Source organism: Kineococcus sp. DHX-1, from assembly GCF_042473625.1.
Lineage (GTDB): Bacteria > Actinomycetota > Actinomycetes > Actinomycetales > Kineococcaceae > Kineococcus.
Window position 1 is genome coordinate 3832500 of the sequence record NZ_CP170445.1, and the last position, 18515, is coordinate 3851014.

The following is an 18515-nucleotide window of genomic DNA, read 5'->3' on the forward strand; positions in this document are numbered from 1 at the left end:
GCGCCAGCAGCCTAGGCTCTTGTGAAGCCACGCACAAAGTCGTGGAGGCCTCGCGTGACGAGGACCACGTCGCCCCTGACCTGGGCTTTCACGGATAGGTGAGCCTCACCTACCTCTGCCTCACCGAGCCGTCAGCGACCCCTCCGCCACCAGCGGCGCCCAGCGAGCGCCTGCCGCAGCCGGTCGGCGTCGAGGCGCCCGAAGTCCCGCTCGGCACCGTCGACGAGGACGACCGGCACCTTGTCCGTGAACCGCCGCCGCAGCTCCGGGTCGGCGTCGACGTCGACCTCCTCCCACGCCACACCGGCCCCCTCCGCCACGGCCCGGACCACCTCACGGCCGTCGTCGCACAGGTGGCAGCCGACCCGCGAGACGAGCACGACCCGCGCGGCCCCCGCGTTCGTTCGCTCTGCGTGGTCCATTCGTCACCCTTCCTGTCGGTGGCTCGTCCTACGATGCCGCAGTGCACCGCGACGACGCCTTCCGCCCCGCCTCCGTGGCCGGACCTAGCCGGGCGTGCGACGCGGCGTTCTTCGACCTCGACAACACGATGGTCCGCGGCGCCTCCCTCTTCTACTTCGCCCGCGGCCTGGCCGCCCGGGGCTTCTTCTCCCGCCGCGAGCTGCAGCGCTTCGGCCGTCGCGCCCTGCACTTCGCCCTGCGCGGGGAGAACCTCGGCCACCTCGGGGAGATCCGCGAGCTCGCGCTGGCGTTCGTCGCCGGGCACACCACGACGGAGATCCGGCAGATCGGCGAGGAGGTCTACGACGAGCACGTCGAGGCAAAGGTCCAGGCCCGGACGCGTGCGCTCGCCCGTCGCCACCTCGACGCCGGCGCCCCCGTCTGGCTCGTCACCGCCGCCCCCGTCGAGCTCGCCGACGTCGTCGCCCGCCGCCTGGGGCTGACCGGCGCGCTCGGCACCGTCGCGGAGTCCGTCGACGGCACGTACACCGGCCGCCTCATCGGCGAACCCCTGCACGGGCAGGCCAAGGCGGACGCCGTGCGGGACCTCGCCGAGCGGTCCGGGCTGGACCTGGCCCGTTGCGCGGCCTACTCCGACTCCGCCAACGACCTGCCGCTGCTCGGGCTGGTCGGCTCCCCCAGCGCGGTCAACCCCGACCGCGCCCTGCGCCGGCACGCGGTCACCCACGGGTGGCCCGTCCACGAGTTCCGCTCGTGGCAGCACGTCGCCCGCTGGACGGTCCGCGCCGGTGGCGTGGCCGCGGGTGCCGTGGTGGTGGCCGGCCTGGTCCGCCGCAGGTGAGGAGACAGGAGCTGTGATGCACACCACACCCGAGAACGCTCAGGTCGGGGGCACGGGCGGACGAGACAGCGGCGTGCCTCGCCTGCGTGCCCTCGCCGCCACCGTCGGACCCAAGCTCGGAGTGGCCGCGGCCGTGACCGCCCTCGTGGCGGGCGCCGCCACGGCGGTGACCACCGTCGGCACCCCGAGCGCGGCGGCCGCGACGGCCCTGTGCGACCAGTACGCCAAGACGACTACCGCGGACGGGAAGTACCGCATCCAGAACAACCGCTGGGGCACGTCCGCGCAGCAGTGCATCGAGCCGACGGCGACGGGTTTCACGGTCACGCAGGCCGACGGCAGCGTGTCGACCAGCGGCGCCCCCAAGAGCTACCCGTCGATCTACTGGGGCTGCCACTACGCCGACTGCACGACGGGCTTCTCCCCCGTGCAGGCCTCCAGCAGCACCTTCGGGTCGGTCCGCACGAGCGTCGCCATGACCTACCCGACCACGGGTGAGTGGGACGCGTCCTACGACCTCTGGTTCGACCCGACGCCGCGCACCGACGGCCAGAACACCGGCGCCGAGGTCATGGTGTGGCTCAACCACGCCGGTCGCCCGCAGCCCGTCGGCAGCAAGGTCGGCACCGTGACCCTCGCCGGCGCGACGTGGGACGTCTGGTTCGGCAACACGGGCTGGAACGTCGTCTCCTACGTCCGCCAGACCCCGACGTCGTCGGCGGACTTCGCCGTGAGCACGTTCTTCGACGACGCCCTGGCCCGCGGCTGGGTCCAGCGCTCCTGGTACCTCACGAGCATCCAGGCCGGGTTCGAGCCGTGGACCGGCGGGACGGGCCTGGCGGTGACGTCGTTCGCCGCGGGCACGGGCTCGACGGCGACCCCCACGGCCACCACCAGCCCGACCGCCACGCCCACCGCCACCGCCACCGCCAGCCCCACCGCGACGGTGACCCGCTCGCCGCGGCCGACGTCCGGCCGTCCCGTCTGCTCCGCGACGGCGAAGACCGAGTCGGCCTGGGGCGCGGGGGCCGTGCAGAACGTCACGGTCACCAACGGCGGCGAGGCCCGGACGGGCTGGACCACCGTCGCGACGCTGCCCGCCGGGCAGACGGTGACGAACCTGTGGAACGGCACGTGGACGCAGTCCGGCCGGACGCTGACGGTGAAGAACGCCTCCTACAACGGCTCCCTCGCCGCGGGCGGGACGACGAGCTTCGGCTACCAGCTCGCCGCCACCGGCAGCACCGCCACGCCGGCCACGATCACCTGCTCCTGACGACCGTCCCTCGCCTTCCGGGGAGGATCGTCGGCACCTCGCTCCCGTCGATCGGGGGCGAGGTGCCGACGACCGGGACCCGGGCGGCGACCGGCGCGGACCCTGGAACGCACGAAGGGCGGCTCCCCCGCGGGGGAGCCGCCCTTCAGCACATCACTTCTTGTTGCGACGCTGGTGACGCGTGCGGCGGAGCAGCTTGCGGTGCTTCTTCTTCGCCATGCGCTTGCGACGCTTCTTGATGACAGAGCCCAAGGGGTCCTCGCTCACTCGATACGACTGGTTGCTGCCGACGCCCCGGCGGACCGGCACGCGACGTGCCGCTCAGCGAGCGGCAGACCGACGTCGAGTCTACCCGTCTCCTCGTGCGCGACGTGCCGGGCGGTGCGGGCCGTCCGGCTCAGGCGGTGTCGATGAACGACTGCCGCAGGTACTCGTGGACGGCGTCCTCGGGCACGCGGAAGGAGCGGCCGACGCGGACGGCGGGCAGCTCCCCGTTGTGCACCAGTCGGTACACCGTCATCTTCGACACGCGCATCATCGACGCGACCTCGGCCACGGTCAGGAACCGGACCTCGGACAGCGGGCGATCCTCAGGCATCCCCACAGCACCCTTCAGTTCGCGCGCCATTTGCGCACCGTCCCCCGCGGACGGCCCGGTGGGGGCGCGTTCACCGTCCACTCTAGGGGCACGTGTGACGTGCGTGGAAGATCTCCGTGCTCATTGAGTCACTCAGAGTGACCTGGACAGGCTGTGACCAGCACTGACGCTCCGTAAAAATCTGCTGGGAGTTCAGTCGAAGTCCGGGTCGAGCCCGTGCAGCGGGAACGCAGCACGGCGGGTGGCGAGGATCGCGCGGTCCACGGCGTCGTCCGGGTCGTAGCCCGACTCCCACCCCGTGAAGGTCGCGGGCTCACCGTCCGTCATCGCCGCGGGGGCCTCCCGCTCGAGCGTCGCCTCCACGTGCGCGCGCCACGACGCGGGCAGCGGGGTGGCCGGGTCGAGCGGCTGCTGCGAGGCCTCGGCGACCAGGTGGGCCCAGGTCCGCGGCACGACGTCGACGACCTCGTAGCCCCCACCGCCGAGCGCCAGCCACCGACCGTGCGACGCGTCGTGCGCGAGCGCGTGCATCGCCGCCGACGCCACCCGCTGCGCGTCGACGGACACCGTCAGGTGGCCCAGCGGGTCCAGGGCGTGGGTGTCGCAGCCGTGCTGGGTGACGAGGACGTCGGGGGCGAAGGCCCGCACGAGCTGCGGGACCACGGCGTGCACCGCTCGCAGCCAGCCCGCGTCGCCCGTGCCCGCCGGCAGCGCCAGGTTCACGGCGGACCCGAGCGCGTCCGGCCCGCCGAGCTCGTCGGCGAAGCCGGTGCCCGGGAACAGGGTGGTGCCCGACTCGTGGACGCTGACCGTCAGGACCCGCGGGTCGTCCCAGAAGACCGCCTCGGTCCCGTCCCCGTGGTGGCAGTCCAGGTCGACGTAGGCGATCCGCTCGGCCCCGTCGCGCAGCATCGCCACGATGGCCGCGGCGGCGTCGTTGTAGACGCAGAACCCGCTGGCGCAGCCCGGTTTCGCGTGGTGCATGCCGCCGCAGAAGTTGACGCCGTGCAGCGTCCGACCCGCGACGAGCGCCCGGCCGAGGTCTACGGACCCGCCGACGATGCGCGCGGCGGCCTCGTGCATCCCGGGGAAGGCCGGGTCGTCCTCGGTCCCGAGGCCGAAGACCGGCTGGGCCTGCCGCGGGTCGGCCGAGGCGGCCTTGACCGCGTCGACGTAGGCGCGGTCGTGGACGGTGCACAGGAGCTCGTCGTCGGCGGGTTCGGCCCCGACGACGACGACGCCGGGGCGGTCGAACAGTCCGAGGTCCGCGCAGAGGCGGGCCGTCAGGTCGAGCCGGACGGGCGCCATCGGGTGCCACCGGCCGAAGTCGTAGCGCGTGAACGCCTCGTCCCAGACGACCCGCACCTCGTCCCGCGTGCCCTCGCCCACGGCTCAGCCCCCCGACAGCTGCTGGGACCGGGCGGCGGCGGCCTCGACCGCGTTGACCAGCGCGGCCCGCACGCCGGAGTCGTCGAGCTGGCGCAGCGCCGCGGCCGTCGTGCCCGCCGGGGACGTCACCTGCTCGCGCAGGACGGTCGGGTGCTGCCCGGTCTCGCGCAGCATCGCTCCGGCCCCCACGACGGTCTGGACCACGAGTTCGGTCGCGGTCGCCCGTGGCAGGCCCAGCAGGACGCCCGCCTCGACCATCGCCTCCACCACGTAGAAGACGTACGCCGGACCGGACCCGGACAGCGCCGTGACGGCGTCGAGGTGCTTCTCGGCCAGCACGACCGTGCGACCGCACGAGCGCAGCAGGTCCTCCGCCTCGGCGAGCTGGGCGTCCGCGCACGAGGACCCGGCCGCGAGGGCCGCCATCCCCTCGTCCACGAGGGAGGGCGTGTTCGGCATGACCCGAACGACCGACGTCCCCGCGGGCAGCCGGGCCTCGATGGCCGCCGTCGTGACGCCGGCGGCGAGGGACACGACGAGCGCGTCGGCGTCCAGGTGCGGGGCCAGGGAGTCCAGCAGGGCCGGCAGGTCCTGCGGCTTCACCGCGAGCAGCACCGTCCGGGCGCCCCGCACCGCCGCCACGTCGTCGACCACCCGGACGCCGAAGCGCTCGTGCAGCTCCCGGCCGCGACCCGCCCGCCGGTCCACGACGAGCACGTCGTCCGCGGCGCGCCCCGCGCGCAGCAGGCCCCCCAGCAGGGTCTGGCCCATCACCCCGGCCCCGACCAACGCCAGCGTCACGCGCACTCCCCCTCGTCCGTCAGCAGCTCGGGCCCGGTCACGCCGTGACCTCCGGGGTCCGCGCCAGGTGCTCGCGCGCGAACCGCAGGGTGCGGGCGAGCGCCTCCTCGCGGGCGGCGCGGCCGCGGGCCCGGCGCGTGTTCACCTCGGCGGCGACGACCCCGGAGAAGCCCGTCCGGGCCAGCTCGGCCAGCGCGGCGGCCACGGGCTGGGTGCCGTCACCGGGCACGAGGTGCTCGTCCTTGGCCGACCCGGTGCCGTCGCACAGGTGGACGTGCGCGAGCCGGGAGCCGAACGCCCGCGTCAGCTCCAGGCAGTCCTGGCCCGACGTCGCGGCGTGGGAGTAGTCCAGCGTCAGGTGCCGGTAGCCGAGCTCGGTCGGGTCCCAGCCGGGGGCGTAGGCGACGAGCTCACGGCCGCGGGCGCGCCACGGGAACATGTTCTCCACGGCCATCGTCACCCCCGTCCGGGCCTCGAGGGCCTCGATGCCGGCGACGAAACCGGTCGCGTAGTCGCGCTGCCAGCGGAACGGCGGGTGCACGACCACGGTGTCCGCCCCGAGCGTGGCGGCCAGCTCCGCGGACCGTTCGAGCTTGCCCCACGGGTCGCCCCGGCCCCACGTGCGCTGGGTCAGCAGCAGCGTCGGTGCATGCACGGACAGGACGGGCACCTCGAAGTGCTCGACGAGCCGGCGCAGGGCGGCGGCGTCCTGGCTGACGGGGTCGGTCCAGACGAGGACCTCGACGCCGTCGTAGCCCAGGCGCGCGGCGATCTCGAAGGCCGCCGTCGTCGACTCGGGGTACGAGCACGTCGTCGACAGGGCCACGCGGATCCGGCCCTCGGGCAGGTCCGCGGCGGTCGGGGACGTGTCTTCCACGGCGCTCACGCTAGTTCCCCGTCCCGACGCCACCGTGCGCGCCGTCCACAGCCCCCGCCGCGGTGATCGCGTCGAGGCGCCGCAGGATGACGCCCTCGCGCAGCGCCCACGGGCAGACGAGCGCCTCCTCGACGCCGAGCAGCTCGAACGCGGCCTCGGCGACGAGGGCACCGGCCAGGACCTGCGGCGCGCGCTCCACGCTCACCCCGGGCAGCTCCGCACGCTGGCGGAACGTCATGCCCGCCAGCTTTGGCACCCAGGGGGCGAGGTCGTCGCGGCGCAGCACGCGACGCACCGCGGGGCCCTCCTCCGCCGGGGCCGCCCCCGTGAGGCGGGCGAGGCTGCGGAAGGTCTTGGACGTCACGACGACGCGGTCGGGCGTGCCGGCGCGCGTCACGTCGCGCACGCGGGCGGCGACCTGCTGGCGCACCGAGCGGCGCACGTCGCGGACGGCCTCGGGCGAGGGCGGGTCGCCCGCGAGGCGGTCGCGGGTGAGCCGGCCGGCGCCGAGCGGCAGGGAGAAGGAGACGTCGGGCGCCTCGTCCAGGCCCGCGGCCACCTCCAGGGAGCCGCCGCCGATGTCGAGGACGAGCAACCGGCCCGCCGACCAGCCGAACCAGCGACGGACGGCCAGGAACGTCAGGTCGGCCTCGGCGGTCCCGGGCAGCACCTGCAGCCGCACGCCCGTGGCGCGCTCGACGTGGTCCAGGACCTCCTCGCCGTTGACGGCCTCGCGCACGGCGGACGTGGCGAACGCCAGCATCTCGGTGACGCCGGCGTCCTCGGCCGCGGCGGCCGCCGCCGCGACGGCGTCGGTGAGCGCGTCGACACCCGCGACGTCGATCGCGCCCTCGGGGGTCAGGTGCTCGGCCAGCCGGAGCAGCCGGCGCGTGGAGTGCGCGGGCAACGGGTGGGCCCCGGGGTGGGCGTCGACGACCAACAGGTGGACGGTGTTGCTGCCCACGTCCAGGACACCCAAGCGCACGCGGCGACCCTAGTGGACGACGGCGGGTCCCCCGTGCCTCCCGGGGGCACGCTTACGCTGCAGCGGTGAGCGTCGAGACCCCGCTGGACACGGCCCGGTTGTGGCTGGAGTTCCCCGACCCGCAGGACGTGGCGTCCGCGCGCGGTCCCGAGGACCAGCCCGACACGGTCTACCGCGTCGACCTCACGTGGCTCACCAGCGACTACACCTGCATCTTCGGCAACGGCTGCCCGGGGATCTACGCCGACCGCCCCGACGTCGGCTGCTGCGCGCTGGGCGCGCACTTCACCGAGAAGGCCGACGAGAAGCGCGTCGCCAAGGTCGTCAAGAGGCTGACCCCCGAGGTGTGGCAGTTCCACGACGAGGGCCGCGCGGGCGGCTGGACCGAGGTCGAGGACGGCGAGCGCAAGACGCGCGTGCACGAGGGTGGCTGCATCCTGGCCAACCGGCCGGGGTTCCCCGCCGGCGCCGGCTGCGCGCTGCACCTGCAGGCCCTGCGGGACGGGGTCGACCCGCTGACCTACAAGCCCGACGTCTGCTGGCAGCTGCCGCTCAAGCGCTCGTACCGGACCGTCACGCGCGGGGACGGCTCGACCTACCTCGAGGTGAGCATCGCCGAGTACGACCGCCGCGGCTGGGGCGAGGGCGGGCACGACCTCGACTGGTACTGCACCGGCAACCCCGCCGCGCACGTCGGGGAGCGGCCGGTGTTCCTCAGCTGTGAGAACGAGTTGCGCGAGATGGTCGGCGACGCGCCCTACGAGGAGCTGGCCCGGCACTGCGAGGCGCTCGTGGCGCGGACGCGCTCGGGGTCGGCGCACCGACGCCTCCTGCCGTTGACGGTGCACCCCGCCGACCGGCACCGGTGAGCGGGGTCGTCCCCAGCCCGAACATCTGGGACTCCCCCGACGTCTACGAGCTGGAGAACCTCGCCGTCGACCGCGGCGGCCTGATCGAGGGCGCGATGCGCGCGGTCCACGACTGGGCCGGGCAGGACGTCCTCGACGTCGGCTGCGGTGCGGGGTTCCACCTGCCCCGGTTCGCGGCGACGGCCCGCTCCGTCACCGGCGTCGAACCCCACCCGCCGCTCGTGCGGCGGGCCCGGGAGCGGACGTCGGGCGTCCCGGGAGTCGCCGTGCTGCAGGGGGAAGCGGGCGCGCTGCCGCTGCCGGACGCGAGCGTCGACGTCGTGCACGCCCGGTGGGCCTACTTCTTCGGGCCCGGCTGCGAACCGGGCCTGGCCGAGCTCGACCGCGTCGTGCGCCGGGGCGGGACGGCGTTCGTCGTGGACAACGACGCGACCCGCTCGACGGTCGGCCGCTGGTTCGCGACGTCGCTGCCCTCCTACGACCCGGTCGCCGTGGACCGGTTCTTCGCCCGCCGCGGGTGGGACGTCGAGCGGCTCGACGTGGCGTGGGAGTTCGACTCCCGCGCCGACCTGGAGGCCGTCGTCCGGATCGAGTTCACCCCCCGGCTCGCCGACGCGTTCCTCGCGGGGCACCCGGGGACGCGGGTGGACTACGCCGTCGTGCTGCGCCACAGGGGGTTCTGAGGACCACCCCGGCCGGCCCGACGAGCGAAGTGCTCGCGCGCCACCTCTTCGGCCAGCGGCCGCGCGAAGTGGTACCCCTGCCCCCACGTGCAGCCGGCCCGGGCGACGAGCCGGGCCACCTGGTCGGTCTCGATGCCCTCGGCGACCGTGGTCAGCCCCAGCCCCGAGGCGAGCGCCGCGATGCCCGACAGCACCGCCACCCCCTGGCCGTCGGCCACGTCGTCGAGGAAGGACTTGTCGATCTTGAGCTTGTCCACGGGCAGTCGGCGCAGGTAGGACAGCGAGGAGTACCCCGTCCCGAAGTCGTCCAGCGCGGTCCGCACACCGAGCGAGCGCAGGCGCAGCAGCGTCTCGCGCGCCGCGGACAGGTCCGCGACGGCCGCGCTCTCGGTCACCTCCAGGCACAGGGCCGCGGGGTCGACGCGGTGACGGGCCAGGGCGTCGGCGACGAGGACGGTGAGGTCGGGCTGCAGGAGCTGGTGCCCGGACAGGTTGACGCTGACGAGGACGTCCCCGCCCGCGGCCGCCCGGAACCCGGACACGGCGCCCAGCGCCTGGTCGAGGACGAACCCACCGATGTCGAGGATGGTGTCGGACTCCTCCGCCACGGGCACGAAGACCGCCGGGGACACCGCCCCGCGGCGCGGGTGCTCCCAGCGGACGAGGGCCTCCACCCCGACGGTCGACCCCGCGGCGAGGTCGACCAGGGGCTGGTAGACCACGTGCAGCTGCCGCTGGGCCAGGGCCGTGCGCAGGTCGGCCGCGAGCTCGGCGCGCTCGTGCCGGGCGTCGAGCAGGCCGCGCGAGAACGGGACGGCGCGGTCGCCGCCACCGGCCTTGGCCGCCACCAGGGCGATGTCGGCGTGCTGGAACAGCTGACGGACCCGGTCCTGCAGCGCGTCGGTGTCCGGGACGGCGAGCGCCGTGCCGGCCCCCGCCGTCACGCCGACCGTCCTCCCGCCGACGGCCAGGGGCTCGCGGACGGCGCGCACGCACCGGTCGCCCAGGGTGGCGACGGCCTGCCCGACCTCCCGCTCGCCGCCCGTCACCAGGACGGCGAACTCGTCCCCGTCGAGGCGCGCGACGACGGCGCCGGCGCCGGCCACCTGCAGCAGGCGCTCGGCGGTGCGCCGGACGACCTCGTCGCCGGCGGAGTGGCCGAGCCGGTCGTTGACGGCCTTGAGCCCGTCGAGGCCGAGCAGCACCAGACCGCACGTGGCCCCGGCGTCGGCGGCGGCTGCGAAGGACTCGAAGAGGCTGCGGCGGTTGGGCAGGCCCGTGAGGCCGTCGTGGCCGGCGGCGAAGTGCAGCGCCTCCAGGGCGCGCTTCTCGTCGGTGGTGTCGACGCAGTTCCAGATGACGCCGCGGACGCTGCGTTCGTGGCGGGCGTCGCTGAAGCGCACGCGGCACCAGCGCACCTCGCCGGTGGCCCGGACGAGGTAGCGGTGCTGGGAGTCGACGGGACCGGCCCCCGGCAGGCACGCCTGCCGCAGGAGCTCGCGAGCGCTGTCCCGGTCGTCGGGGTGGACCCACTCGAAGGCGTCGCGCCCGACCAGACCCCACCGGTCCAGGTTCCAGCGGCGGCTGAAGGACGGGCTGAGGAAGCGGACGGTGCCGTCGGTGTCCGTCACGAGCACCTCGTCGGCCGCCTGCCGGGCCAGGGCTTCGTAGCTCGGCGAGACGACGGGCAGCCCCAGGCGGCGCAGGCGCTCGCCGAGCTGCTCCCGGCGTCGGCGGTTCACGTCAGGGCTCCCGCGGTCGGCCCGGTCACCGCTGCGGCCACCACGACGGTGTCCCGCCCGGCCGCCTTGGCCGCGTAGACGGCCTCGTCGGCGGCGGCCAGCGCCGCCTCCCACTCCCCGCGCGCCGCACCGACGCTCACGGTCACCACCCCGCCGCGGGGGTGCGGCAGCGCGCACGCGCGCACGGCAGCGCGCAGTCGTTCCCCGGCCAGCTGCACGTCGACCTCCCCAGCGTCCTGCCCGTGCTCCCCGTCGAGCACCACGACGAACTCCTCCCCGCCGAAGCGGGCCACCACGTCGGTGGGACGGCACGCCGACGCCAGGGCGTCCGCGACCAGCGTGAGGCACCGGTCCCCCTCGAGGTGGCCGAACCGGTCGTTCAGTTCCTTGAAGTGGTCGACGTCGACCAGCAGGACACCCGCCCCGCCGGCGGTCGCCGGCTGGGTCGCCACTCGGTCCAGCAGGCCCCGCCGGTTCAGGAGGCCCGTGAGCTCGTCCCGGACGGCGGCCTGGGCCAGGGCCGCGATGAGCTCCTCGCGCTCGGCGGCCAGCCGGCGCTCGCGGCGCTCGGCGAGGAAGCGGGCCCGCTCGCTCTCCTCCAGGGTGCCGGCCAGGACGAGCCCGAAGAGACCGCTGACGGCGACCGCGAGCAGGGCGGTCGCCTGGATCGCGACGGGGTCCGACCCCACGAACCACTGTCCCGACCCGAACGCGGCCACCAGCGTCGCCAGCACGGCCACCGCCCCGCGGACGTCGTTGCGCAGCAGCGTGCTGAAGAAGACGACGACGATGAGGGCGCCCGCGAAGTAGGCGCCGCCGAGGGCTCCGGGCGCGCTGCGCTGGACCACGGCGAGGACCCCCACGACGAGCGAGGCGGCGCCGGCGACCAGCGGCACGTCGACCCGGGACCCAGGTCGGGCGGCGATCCGACGCCCGCGCAGCCACAGGCCCACGAGCGCGACGGGGGTGACCAGCCCCAGCCGCAGCCCCAGCGACAGCGCGAGCACCTGCGGGGCCAGCGCCAGGTCGATGAGGACGTAGAGGTCGAAGAAGACGAGCCCGAGCAGGGCCGTCGGGACGAACCAGCGCGACCGGGACGCGTTGCGCACCACCCGGAACTCCCGTTCCAGGTCCGCCTCGAAGGGCCGGGGCAGCAGGCTGCCTGCTCGGGGCGGTGCGGTCACCTTGGTGGTGTCGGCGCCCTCGCTCGGGCTCCGGAGCCCGCTCACCCGCCCGGCGTAGGAGCCGCGGCACGGCGCACGGTGCACCTGGGTCGCCGCGGAGGGTCACGAGCGTGGATGATGGAGGCATGAGCGCGCACGCCACCCCGCCGGTCCAGCACGAGGAACAACGGGCCATCGCCCCCATCAAGTGGTCCAAGCCGAACGGCGGCACGGTCGCCGCGCTGGCCATCTGGGTCGTGGGCCTCGTCCTGTCCGGGGTCGTCCCGCTGCTGCTCCTGGGCTCGGACCCCTACCAGGCGGCCCCCGGCAGCCGGATCGCGGTGGGTCTGACCTTCACGCTCGTCGGCGCGCTCGTCATGGTCTTCTCGGCCTACCTGCTGTACCGCAAGAGCGGCAGCATCGGCGCCGCGATCCTCGCCTTCGTGCCCAGCTTCGTCATGGCCACGCTCGGCATCCTCATGACGACCATGAAGGTCCTCTACGGCACCTGACCGGTGGCTCCACCGCCCCGTCCGCTCCGCCACGACCCTCGCACCGGCCCGGTGCGGGGGTCGTGTCGTACCCGGCCCCTACGGTGCAGGACGTGCCCGCCAAGAGCTCGTCCGCCCGTGGTTCGTCCGCGAAGTCCCGTCCCGCCTACAAGTGCGCCGAGTGCGGCTGGACGACGGCCAAGTGGGTCGGCCGCTGCGGGGAGTGCCAGGCGTGGGGCACGGTCGAGGAGACCGGGGCGGTCACCGTCCGCACGACGACGGCGGCCCCGGTGCGCGAACCGGCCCGCCCCATCGCCGAGGTCGACGTCGAGGCCGCGCGCGCGACGCCGACGGGGGTCGACGAGTTCGACCGCGTCCTGGGTGGCGGCCTGGTGCCCGGCGCCGTCGTCCTCATGGCGGGCGAGCCGGGCGTGGGCAAGTCGACGCTGCTGCTCGACGCGGCCTCCCGCGCGGCCGCGACGGGCCGGACCGTCCTGTACGTGACGGCCGAGGAGTCGGCGGCGCAGGTGCGCCTGCGGGCCGAGCGGATCGGGGCGCTGCGCCCGCGGCTGCTCCTGGCCTCCGAGACGGACCTGGCGACGGTGCTCGGTCACGTCGAGCACTCGAACCCCGACCTGCTCATCGTCGACTCGGTGCAGACGATCGCCTCCGGTGAGGTGGACGGGGCGGCCGGCGGGGTCTCGCAGGTGCGCGAGGTGGCCGGGGCGCTCATCGGCGTCGCCAAGCGCCGGGCGCTGGCCACCCTGCTGGTGGGTCACGTGACGAAGGACGGCTCGATCGCGGGCCCGCGGACGCTGGAGCACCTCGTCGACGTCGTCTGCCAGTTCGAGGGCGAGCGCCACTCGCGGCTGCGGCTGCTGCGCGCGGTGAAGAACCGCTACGGCCCCACGGACGAGGTCGGCTGCTTCGAGCTCGGCGAGGACGGGATCGTCGGCCTGCCCGACCCGAGCGGCCTGTTCGTCTCCGGCACCCCGGAACCGGTGGCGGGCACGTGCGTGACGGTGACGCTGGAGGGGCGCCGGCCGCTGCTGGCCGAGCTGCAGTCCCTGGTCTCCACCGACACCACGCCCGGCAACGCCCGCCGCGTCACCAGCGGTCTGGAGTCGAGCCGCATGGCGATGGTCCTGGCCGTCGTGCAGCGCCGCCTCGGCGTCGCCCTCGGCAACCGCGACACGTTCGTCGCCACCGTCGGCGGGGTGAAGCTGACGGAGCCGTCGGTGGACCTGGCGGTGGCGCTCGCCGTGGCCAGCGCCGCGAAGGACCGGCCGATCGCCGCGGGCACCATCGCGCTGGGCGAGGTCGGGCTGGCCGGGGAGGTGCGCCGGGTGACGGGGGTCCCGCGCCGGCTCAGCGAGGCCGCGCGGCTGGGGTTCACGACGGCGATCGTCCCGAAGGGGTCGCTCGGCGACGGCGCGGTGCCCGCCGGGTTGCGGGTGCACGAGGTCGAGACGCTGCTGGACGCCTGCGTGGCCGCGCGACTCGTGGCCTCGTGAAACCGTCGCGGGGAGGGCACCCCCCGCCCCGACGGGTGCACCGCTAGACTCCGCCCAGGTTCGTGGTCGTGACGTGCGAGGTTTCGGAGGTGGCCGGTGGTGGACCGCACCCCCGAGGAGGTCCTCCGGGCGACGTTGGCGATCGTGGCGCCGGGCACGCTGCTGCGTGACGGGCTCGAACGCATCCTGCGCGGCCGCACGGGCGCGCTCATCGTCCTGGGGTTCGACCGCGTCGTCGACTCGTTGTCCACCGGGGGTTTCGCCCTCGACGTGGAGTTCTCGGCGACGCGCCTGCGCGAACTGGCGAAGATGGACGGCGCGATCGTCCTGGACCGCGACGTCTCCCGCATCCTGCGCGCAGCCGTCCAGCTGGTCCCCGACTCCTCCATCGAGACGAGCGAGTCCGGAACCCGCCACCGCACCGCCGAACGCGTCGCGAAGCAGACGGGTTTCCCCGTCATCTCGGTCTCGCAGTCCATGCGGATCGTCGCCGTCTACACCGGCAACCGCCGCTACGTGCTCGAGGGTTCGGACGCCATCCTGGGTCGCGCGAACCAGGCACTGCAGACGCTGGAGCGCTACCGCGCCCGCCTCGACGAGGTGACCGGCACGCTGTCCGCCCTCGAGATCGAGGACCTCGTCACGGTGCGGGACGTCTGCTCGGTCGTGCAGCGCATCGAGATGGTCTCGCGCATCGCCGACGAGATCTCCGGGTACGTCGTCGAACTCGGGGTCGACGGCCGCCTGCTGTCCCTGCAGCTCGACGAACTCGTCGGGGGCGTGGGCCCGGACCGCGAACTCGTCGTCCGCGACTACCTCGAGGCCTCCCGGCACGAGGGACCGCTCGAGGCCGTCCTGGACGCCCTCGCGGGTCTGCACTCCGCCGACCTCGTCGACCTCGCCTCGGTGGCCCGCGTCCTGGGTTTCTCCGTCGGCGGCGACTCCCTCGACTCGGCCGTCTCCCCCAAGGGTTTCCGCCTCCTCAACCGCGTCCCGCGCCTGCCCGGCGCGATCGTGGAACGTCTCGTCGACCAGTTCGGGGACCTGCAGAAGCTCCTGGCGGCCAGCATCGACGACCTCATGACCGTCGACGGCGTCGGCGAGCAGCGCGCCCGCGCGGTGCGCGAGGGGCTCTCGCGGCTGGCCGAGAGCTCGATCCTCGAACGCTACGTCTGAGGCCCGCCCCCGCCGGTGAGCCGGCGGGGTCCCTCAGGAGCGGTGGGTCTCAGCTCGTCAGGGCCAGGGTGATCGGCTTGGCCGCGACACCGTCCCACGTGCCGTTGACGGTGTAGGTGCCGGGGTCCACGGCCTTCTGGGCGGTGGGGCACCCCGCGGCGGAGTGCTGGCGCGACCACGTGACGGTCTTCGACCGCGTGGCGCCGGGCGCGAGCTGGTCCGTCGCGGACTCGCCCTTGGTCTGGCAGTCCGCGCTCGACCACACCTGGGCTCCGGCGGCGTCGCTGACCGTCAGGACGCGGACAGCGCTGCTGGTCTCGACGGTGCAGGGGGTCTGCGACGTGTTCTCGACCGTGAGCGAGAGGTTCGGGGCCTGTCCGGGTCCGTAGGTCGTCGCCTTCGTCGTCAGGGTCACCGCCAGGGACTGGTCGGAGCACGCGGTGGCCCCCGTCGTGGCGGTGGTCGCCGTCGAGGCCGTGGTGTCCGTGGCGGACGTCCCGGGCGTCTCGGAGGGTGCGCTCGGGCTGCCCGTCGGGGTCTGGGCGTCGGTGGTGGCCACCGTGCTCGGATCGAGCTTCGTCGGCCCCTGCGCCGCGGCGTCGTCCGACGTGGTGAGGGCGCGGACGCCCAGGGCGACGAGCACCACGACCACGACGAGTGCGAGCACGACCACGAGGCGTCGCCGCCAGTAGGTGCCCTTGTCCTCCGGGCCGACCGGGTGCAGGACGCTGCTCACCGGGCGAAGGTAGGCGCCGGTCCGACCCCGCGGGTGGAGGCGCGCCGCGACCGCCGTGCGACGATCCAGCGCGATGAGCACCGCGCCCGCCGTCGCAGGCCCCGACGACCTGGACGACCTGCACACCCGCGTCCTCGACTGGTACGCCGACCACGCCCGCGACCTGCCGTGGCGGGCCGCCGACCGCACCCCGTGGGGCGTCCTCGTCAGCGAGGTCATGCTGCAGCAGACGCCCGTCGCCCGGGTCCTGCCGCAGTGGCTGGCCTGGATGGAACGCTGGCCGACGCCCTCGGACCTCGCCGACGCCGCGCCCGGGGACGCCGTGCGGGCCTGGGACCGGCTCGGCTACCCCCGCCGCGCCCTGCGCCTGCACGCCGCGGCCGTGGCCCTGCGCGACGAGCACGGCGGTGAGGTGCCCGACGACCACGCCCAGCTGCTGGCCCTCCCGGGCATCGGGAGCTACACGGCCGCGGCCGTCGCGTCCTTCGCCTTCGGACAGCGGTACGCCGTCGTCGACACCAACGTGCGCCGCGTGCACGCGCGGGCCGTCACGGGCGCCGCCGAACCCGCGACCGCCCTCACGGCCGCCGAGCAGCGGCTCGCCGTCGCCCTGCTGCCCGACGACGCGCCCACGGCCGCCCGCTGGGCCGTCGCCGTCATGGAGCTCGGCGCCCTCGTGTGCACCGCCCGCTCCCCCCGCTGCGACGACTGCCCGCTGCTGGACCGCTGCGCCTGGGTGCTCGCCGGCCGCCCGGCCCACGACGGCCCCGCCCGCCGAGGCCAGGCCTGGGCCGGGACCGACCGCCAGGTGCGCGGCAAGCTGCTGTCCGTCCTGCGCGGCAGCGCGGACCCCGTGACCGCCGACGAGCTCGCCGCCTGCTGGGCCGACGCCCGGCAGCGCGCCCGCTGCCTCGACGGCCTCGTCGCCGACGGGCTCGTCGAGCCCCTGCCCGACGGCCGCTTCTCCCTCCCCCGCACCTGACGCCGCCCGCGCCGGGGTCGGCGTCGTTGACGCATCGCGCTCATGGGTTCGATGCTCCGCGTCAACGACTCCAACCCCCAGGGCGGGCGCGGGCGGAGGTCAGTCGTCGGAGGAACGGCGCAGGCGCTTGACCTCACCGCGACGACGCTTGCCGTCGAGGCGGCGGCGCTGGGACCCGCGGGTGGGACGGGTGGCGCGGCGGGAGGCCGGGGGCGGGGCGAAGGCGAGCGCCAGCAGGGACCGCAACCGCTCCGCGGCGGCGGCCCGGTTGCGCAGCTGCGCGCGGTGCTCGGACGCCGACACCGTGACGACCCCGTCGACGAGCCGGCCCTCGAGCCGCTCCAGGGCGCGCTCGCGCAGGTCCTGCGGCACGGACGGCGAACGGAGGAGGTCGAACGAGAGCTCCACGCGCGAGTCGGTGGTGTTGACGCCCTGACCGCCGGGCCCCGAGGACCGGGAGAACCGCTCGTGCAGCTCGGCCTCGGGGACGGTCACCCGGCGGTTGACGACGAGGTCCACGGCTAGACGACGAGCGAGAGCAGCAGCACCCCGGCCAGCCCGCAGACGGAGATGACCGTCTCCATGACCGACCAGCTCTTGAGCGTCTGCCCGACGGTCAGGCCGAAGAACTGCTTGACGAGCCAGAACCCGACGTCGTTGACGTGGGAGAAGAACAGCGAGCCGGCACCGATCGACAGCGCGAGCAGCGCGAGGTGGTTGGCGCTGAGGTCTCCGGCCAGCGGGGCGACGATGCCGGCCGCGGTGATGGTCGCGACGGTCGCGGAGCCGGTCGCGAGGCGGATGAAGACGGCGACGAGCCAGCCGAGGACCAGCGGCGAGAGCGCCAGCGCGGCGGCCTGCTGGCCGACGAGGTCACCGATCTTCGCGTCGACGAGCACCTGCTTGAACCCGCCGCCCGCGGCGATGATCAGCAGGGTCGAGGCGATGGGCGGCAGCGACGCGTCGATGGTCGCGCCGATCTTGCGCCGGTCCATCCCGACGGCGGTCCCGAGCAGCGGGATCGCGACGAGCACGCCGATGAGCAGCGCCACCAGCGGCGTGCCGAGGGCGTAGAGCAGGTCGTGGACCGCGTTGCCCTTCTCCGAGACGATCTCGGCGACGGCGCGGGCCAGCATGAGGACGACGGGCAGCAGCACGACCGTCAGCACGGCGAGCAGCTTCGGCCGGCGCTGGTGCTCGTCGGCTCCGCCGAGGTCCCCGCCGGACGTGGGCAGGTGCTCGGCGTCCTGAGGGCCGTACTTCGAGACGAGGGGGGCCAGCAGCGGCCCGGCGATCACCACGGTCGGGATCGCGAGGAGCAGCCCGAACCCCAGCGTCAGGCCGAGGTCGGCGTTGAGGTTGGCGATCGCCACGAGAGGGCCGGGGTGCGGCGGGACGAACCCGTGCAGGACGGACAACCCCGCCAGGGCGGGGATCCCGAGGGCCAGGACGGGCCGACCGGTGCGCTTGACGACGAGCAGGACGATCGGGACGAGCAGCACGAGCCCGATCTCGAAGAACATCGGCAGCCCCACGAGGGCCGCGGCCCCGGCGAGCGCCCACGGCAGGGCCTTGCCGTGGACGCGGTCGACGATCCGGTCGACGATCTCGTTCGCCCCGCCGGAGTCGGCGAGGAACCGGCCCAGGACGGCGCCGAGGGCCACGAGGATCCCGACGTCGGCGAACGTCTTCCCCGCGCCCCCGGCCGCGCCGTCGGCGTCCCCGAGGCCGATGGAGAACGACGTGACGATGTCGGAGACGGACAACCCGGCGACGAGGCCGAGGACCGCCGACCCCAGCAGCAGGGCGATGAACGCGTTGAGCTTGGCCCAGGAGACGGTCACGACGACGACCGCGATCCCCAGCAGCGCCGCGACCACCAGCCGCGTGTCGTGGCCGGTCCAGGCCGCGGTCTGGACCGCGGCCGGGACGAGCGAGGGGACGGACACGGGCATGGGGTGCTACCTCC

20 protein-coding genes are annotated in these 18515 nt (G+C 74.8%); 8 read left to right on the top strand and 12 right to left on the bottom strand.

The window, feature by feature from the left end; translation table 11 throughout:
• Positions 1 to 131: 131 nt before the first annotated feature.
• Positions 132 to 422, bottom strand: coding sequence for a glutaredoxin family protein (locus ACFEMC_RS18395; protein WP_380170966.1), 291 nt, complete (start codon positions 420 to 422; stop codon positions 132 to 134).
• 41 nt (positions 423 to 463) lie between these two features.
• Between ACFEMC_RS18395 and ACFEMC_RS18400 the strand changes: the two genes are divergently transcribed.
• The gene (locus ACFEMC_RS18400) at positions 464 to 1264 is read left to right on the top strand and encodes an HAD family hydrolase (protein WP_380170967.1); all 801 of its coding nucleotides are present in this window, start codon (positions 464 to 466) and stop codon (positions 1262 to 1264) included.
• A 73-nt stretch (positions 1265 to 1337) separates the two neighbouring features.
• Positions 1338 to 2540: a cellulose binding domain-containing protein gene (locus ACFEMC_RS18405; RefSeq protein ID WP_380170968.1), complete on the top strand. Its 1203-nt coding sequence runs from the start codon at positions 1338 to 1340 to the stop codon at positions 2538 to 2540.
• A 153-nt stretch (positions 2541 to 2693) separates the two neighbouring features.
• Here the strand turns inward: ACFEMC_RS18405 and ACFEMC_RS18410 are convergent, their stop codons facing one another.
• From ACFEMC_RS18410 to ACFEMC_RS18435, 6 genes are all read right to left on the bottom strand, one after another.
• On the bottom strand, positions 2694 to 2792 hold the full coding sequence (locus ACFEMC_RS18410; RefSeq protein WP_012085056.1) for a 30S ribosomal protein bS22: 99 nt from the start codon (positions 2790 to 2792) through the stop codon (positions 2694 to 2696).
• Between the two features lie 145 nt (positions 2793 to 2937).
• A complete protein-coding gene (locus ACFEMC_RS18415) occupies positions 2938 to 3138 on the bottom strand; it encodes a helix-turn-helix domain-containing protein (RefSeq protein WP_106210166.1) in 201 nt (66 codons plus the stop codon).
• Positions 3139 to 3330: 192 nt separating this feature from the next.
• Positions 3331 to 4446 (bottom strand): acetoin utilization protein AcuC, encoded by a 1116-nt coding sequence (locus tag ACFEMC_RS18420; protein WP_380176874.1) that lies wholly within the window; start codon positions 4444 to 4446, stop codon positions 3331 to 3333.
• 84 nt (positions 4447 to 4530) lie between these two features.
• The gene (gene proC / locus ACFEMC_RS18425; protein ID WP_380170969.1) at positions 4531 to 5334 is read right to left on the bottom strand and encodes a pyrroline-5-carboxylate reductase; all 804 of its coding nucleotides are present in this window, start codon (positions 5332 to 5334) and stop codon (positions 4531 to 4533) included.
• 31 nt (positions 5335 to 5365) lie between these two features.
• Complete coding sequence (locus ACFEMC_RS18430) at positions 5366 to 6205, bottom strand: sugar phosphate isomerase/epimerase family protein (protein WP_380170970.1); 840 nt, start codon at positions 6203 to 6205, stop codon at positions 5366 to 5368.
• 10 nt (positions 6206 to 6215) lie between these two features.
• Positions 6216 to 7190, bottom strand: coding sequence for a Ppx/GppA family phosphatase (locus ACFEMC_RS18435; protein WP_380170971.1), 975 nt, complete (start codon positions 7188 to 7190; stop codon positions 6216 to 6218).
• Positions 7191 to 7255: 65 nt separating this feature from the next.
• Here ACFEMC_RS18435 and ACFEMC_RS18440 point away from each other — a divergent pair, with 65 nt between their 5' ends.
• Both ACFEMC_RS18440 and ACFEMC_RS18445 read left to right on the top strand, forming a co-directional pair.
• Positions 7256 to 8059 carry a hypothetical protein gene (locus ACFEMC_RS18440; RefSeq protein ID WP_380170972.1) on the top strand — a complete coding sequence of 268 codons (804 nt, stop codon included), beginning with the start codon at positions 7256 to 7258 and terminating at the stop codon, positions 8057 to 8059.
• Complete coding sequence (locus ACFEMC_RS18445) at positions 8056 to 8742, top strand: class I SAM-dependent methyltransferase (protein ID WP_380170973.1); 687 nt, start codon at positions 8056 to 8058, stop codon at positions 8740 to 8742. Before ACFEMC_RS18440 ends, ACFEMC_RS18445 begins: the two co-directional genes overlap by 4 nt.
• Here ACFEMC_RS18445 and ACFEMC_RS18450 read toward each other — a convergent pair.
• A complete protein-coding gene (locus ACFEMC_RS18450) occupies positions 8709 to 10484 on the bottom strand; it encodes a putative bifunctional diguanylate cyclase/phosphodiesterase (RefSeq protein ID WP_380170974.1) in 1776 nt (591 codons plus the stop codon). The genes ACFEMC_RS18445 and ACFEMC_RS18450 overlap by 34 nt on opposite strands.
• Positions 10481 to 11713, bottom strand: coding sequence for a diguanylate cyclase (locus ACFEMC_RS18455; protein WP_380170975.1), 1233 nt, complete (start codon positions 11711 to 11713; stop codon positions 10481 to 10483). Before ACFEMC_RS18455 ends, ACFEMC_RS18450 begins: the two co-directional genes overlap by 4 nt.
• Before the next feature lie 80 nt (positions 11714 to 11793).
• Here ACFEMC_RS18455 and ACFEMC_RS18460 point away from each other — a divergent pair, with 80 nt between their 5' ends.
• The 3 genes from ACFEMC_RS18460 to disA all read left to right on the top strand — a co-directional run bounded on the left by ACFEMC_RS18460 (position 11794) and on the right by disA (position 14828).
• Positions 11794 to 12159 carry a hypothetical protein gene (locus ACFEMC_RS18460; protein ID WP_380170976.1) on the top strand — a complete coding sequence of 122 codons (366 nt, stop codon included), beginning with the start codon at positions 11794 to 11796 and terminating at the stop codon, positions 12157 to 12159.
• A gap of 92 nt (positions 12160 to 12251) precedes the next feature.
• Positions 12252 to 13652, top strand: coding sequence for a DNA repair protein RadA (radA, locus tag ACFEMC_RS18465; protein ID WP_380170977.1), 1401 nt, complete (start codon positions 12252 to 12254; stop codon positions 13650 to 13652).
• A gap of 96 nt (positions 13653 to 13748) precedes the next feature.
• Positions 13749 to 14828 (top strand): DNA integrity scanning diadenylate cyclase DisA, encoded by a 1080-nt coding sequence (gene disA, locus ACFEMC_RS18470; protein WP_380170978.1) that lies wholly within the window; start codon positions 13749 to 13751, stop codon positions 14826 to 14828.
• A 49-nt stretch (positions 14829 to 14877) separates the two neighbouring features.
• Here disA and ACFEMC_RS18475 read toward each other — a convergent pair whose 3' ends face one another.
• The gene (locus ACFEMC_RS18475) at positions 14878 to 15564 is read right to left on the bottom strand and encodes a DUF4232 domain-containing protein (protein WP_380170979.1); all 687 of its coding nucleotides are present in this window, start codon (positions 15562 to 15564) and stop codon (positions 14878 to 14880) included.
• Positions 15565 to 15637: 73 nt separating this feature from the next.
• Between ACFEMC_RS18475 and ACFEMC_RS18480 the strand changes: the two genes are divergently transcribed.
• Positions 15638 to 16546, top strand: a complete 909-nt coding sequence (locus ACFEMC_RS18480) for an A/G-specific adenine glycosylase (RefSeq protein ID WP_380170980.1) — start codon at positions 15638 to 15640, stop codon at positions 16544 to 16546.
• Between the two features lie 99 nt (positions 16547 to 16645).
• Here the strand turns inward: ACFEMC_RS18480 and arfB are convergent, their stop codons facing one another.
• Together arfB and ACFEMC_RS18490 are read right to left on the bottom strand one after the other, a co-directional pair.
• Positions 16646 to 17065 (bottom strand): alternative ribosome rescue aminoacyl-tRNA hydrolase ArfB, encoded by a 420-nt coding sequence (gene arfB, locus ACFEMC_RS18485; RefSeq protein ID WP_380170981.1) that lies wholly within the window; start codon positions 17063 to 17065, stop codon positions 16646 to 16648.
• 2 nt (positions 17066 to 17067) lie between these two features.
• Positions 17068 to 18501, bottom strand: coding sequence for a gluconate:H+ symporter (locus ACFEMC_RS18490; RefSeq protein WP_380170982.1), 1434 nt, complete (start codon positions 18499 to 18501; stop codon positions 17068 to 17070).
• Positions 18502 to 18515 lie beyond the last annotated feature (14 nt).

Bases quoted from the DNA above. Each gene is read 5' to 3' on its own strand.
- ACFEMC_RS18395 (WP_380170966.1), bottom strand. From the start codon at position 422: ATGGACCACGCAGAGCGAACGAACGCGGGGGCCGCGCGGGTCGTGCTC.
- ACFEMC_RS18415 (WP_106210166.1), bottom strand. From the start codon at position 3,138: ATGCCTGAGGATCGCCCGCTGTCCGAGGTCCGGTTCCTGACCGTGGCC.
- ACFEMC_RS18420 (WP_380176874.1), bottom strand. From the start codon at position 4,446: ATGGCGCCCGTCCGGCTCGACCTGACGGCCCGCCTCTGCGCGGACCTC.
- ACFEMC_RS18460 (WP_380170976.1), top strand. From the start codon at position 11,794: ATGAGCGCGCACGCCACCCCGCCGGTCCAGCACGAGGAACAACGGGCC.
- ACFEMC_RS18480 (WP_380170980.1), top strand. From the start codon at position 15,638: ATGAGCACCGCGCCCGCCGTCGCAGGCCCCGACGACCTGGACGACCTG.
- ACFEMC_RS18490 (WP_380170982.1), bottom strand. From the start codon at position 18,501: ATGCCCGTGTCCGTCCCCTCGCTCGTCCCGGCCGCGGTCCAGACCGCG.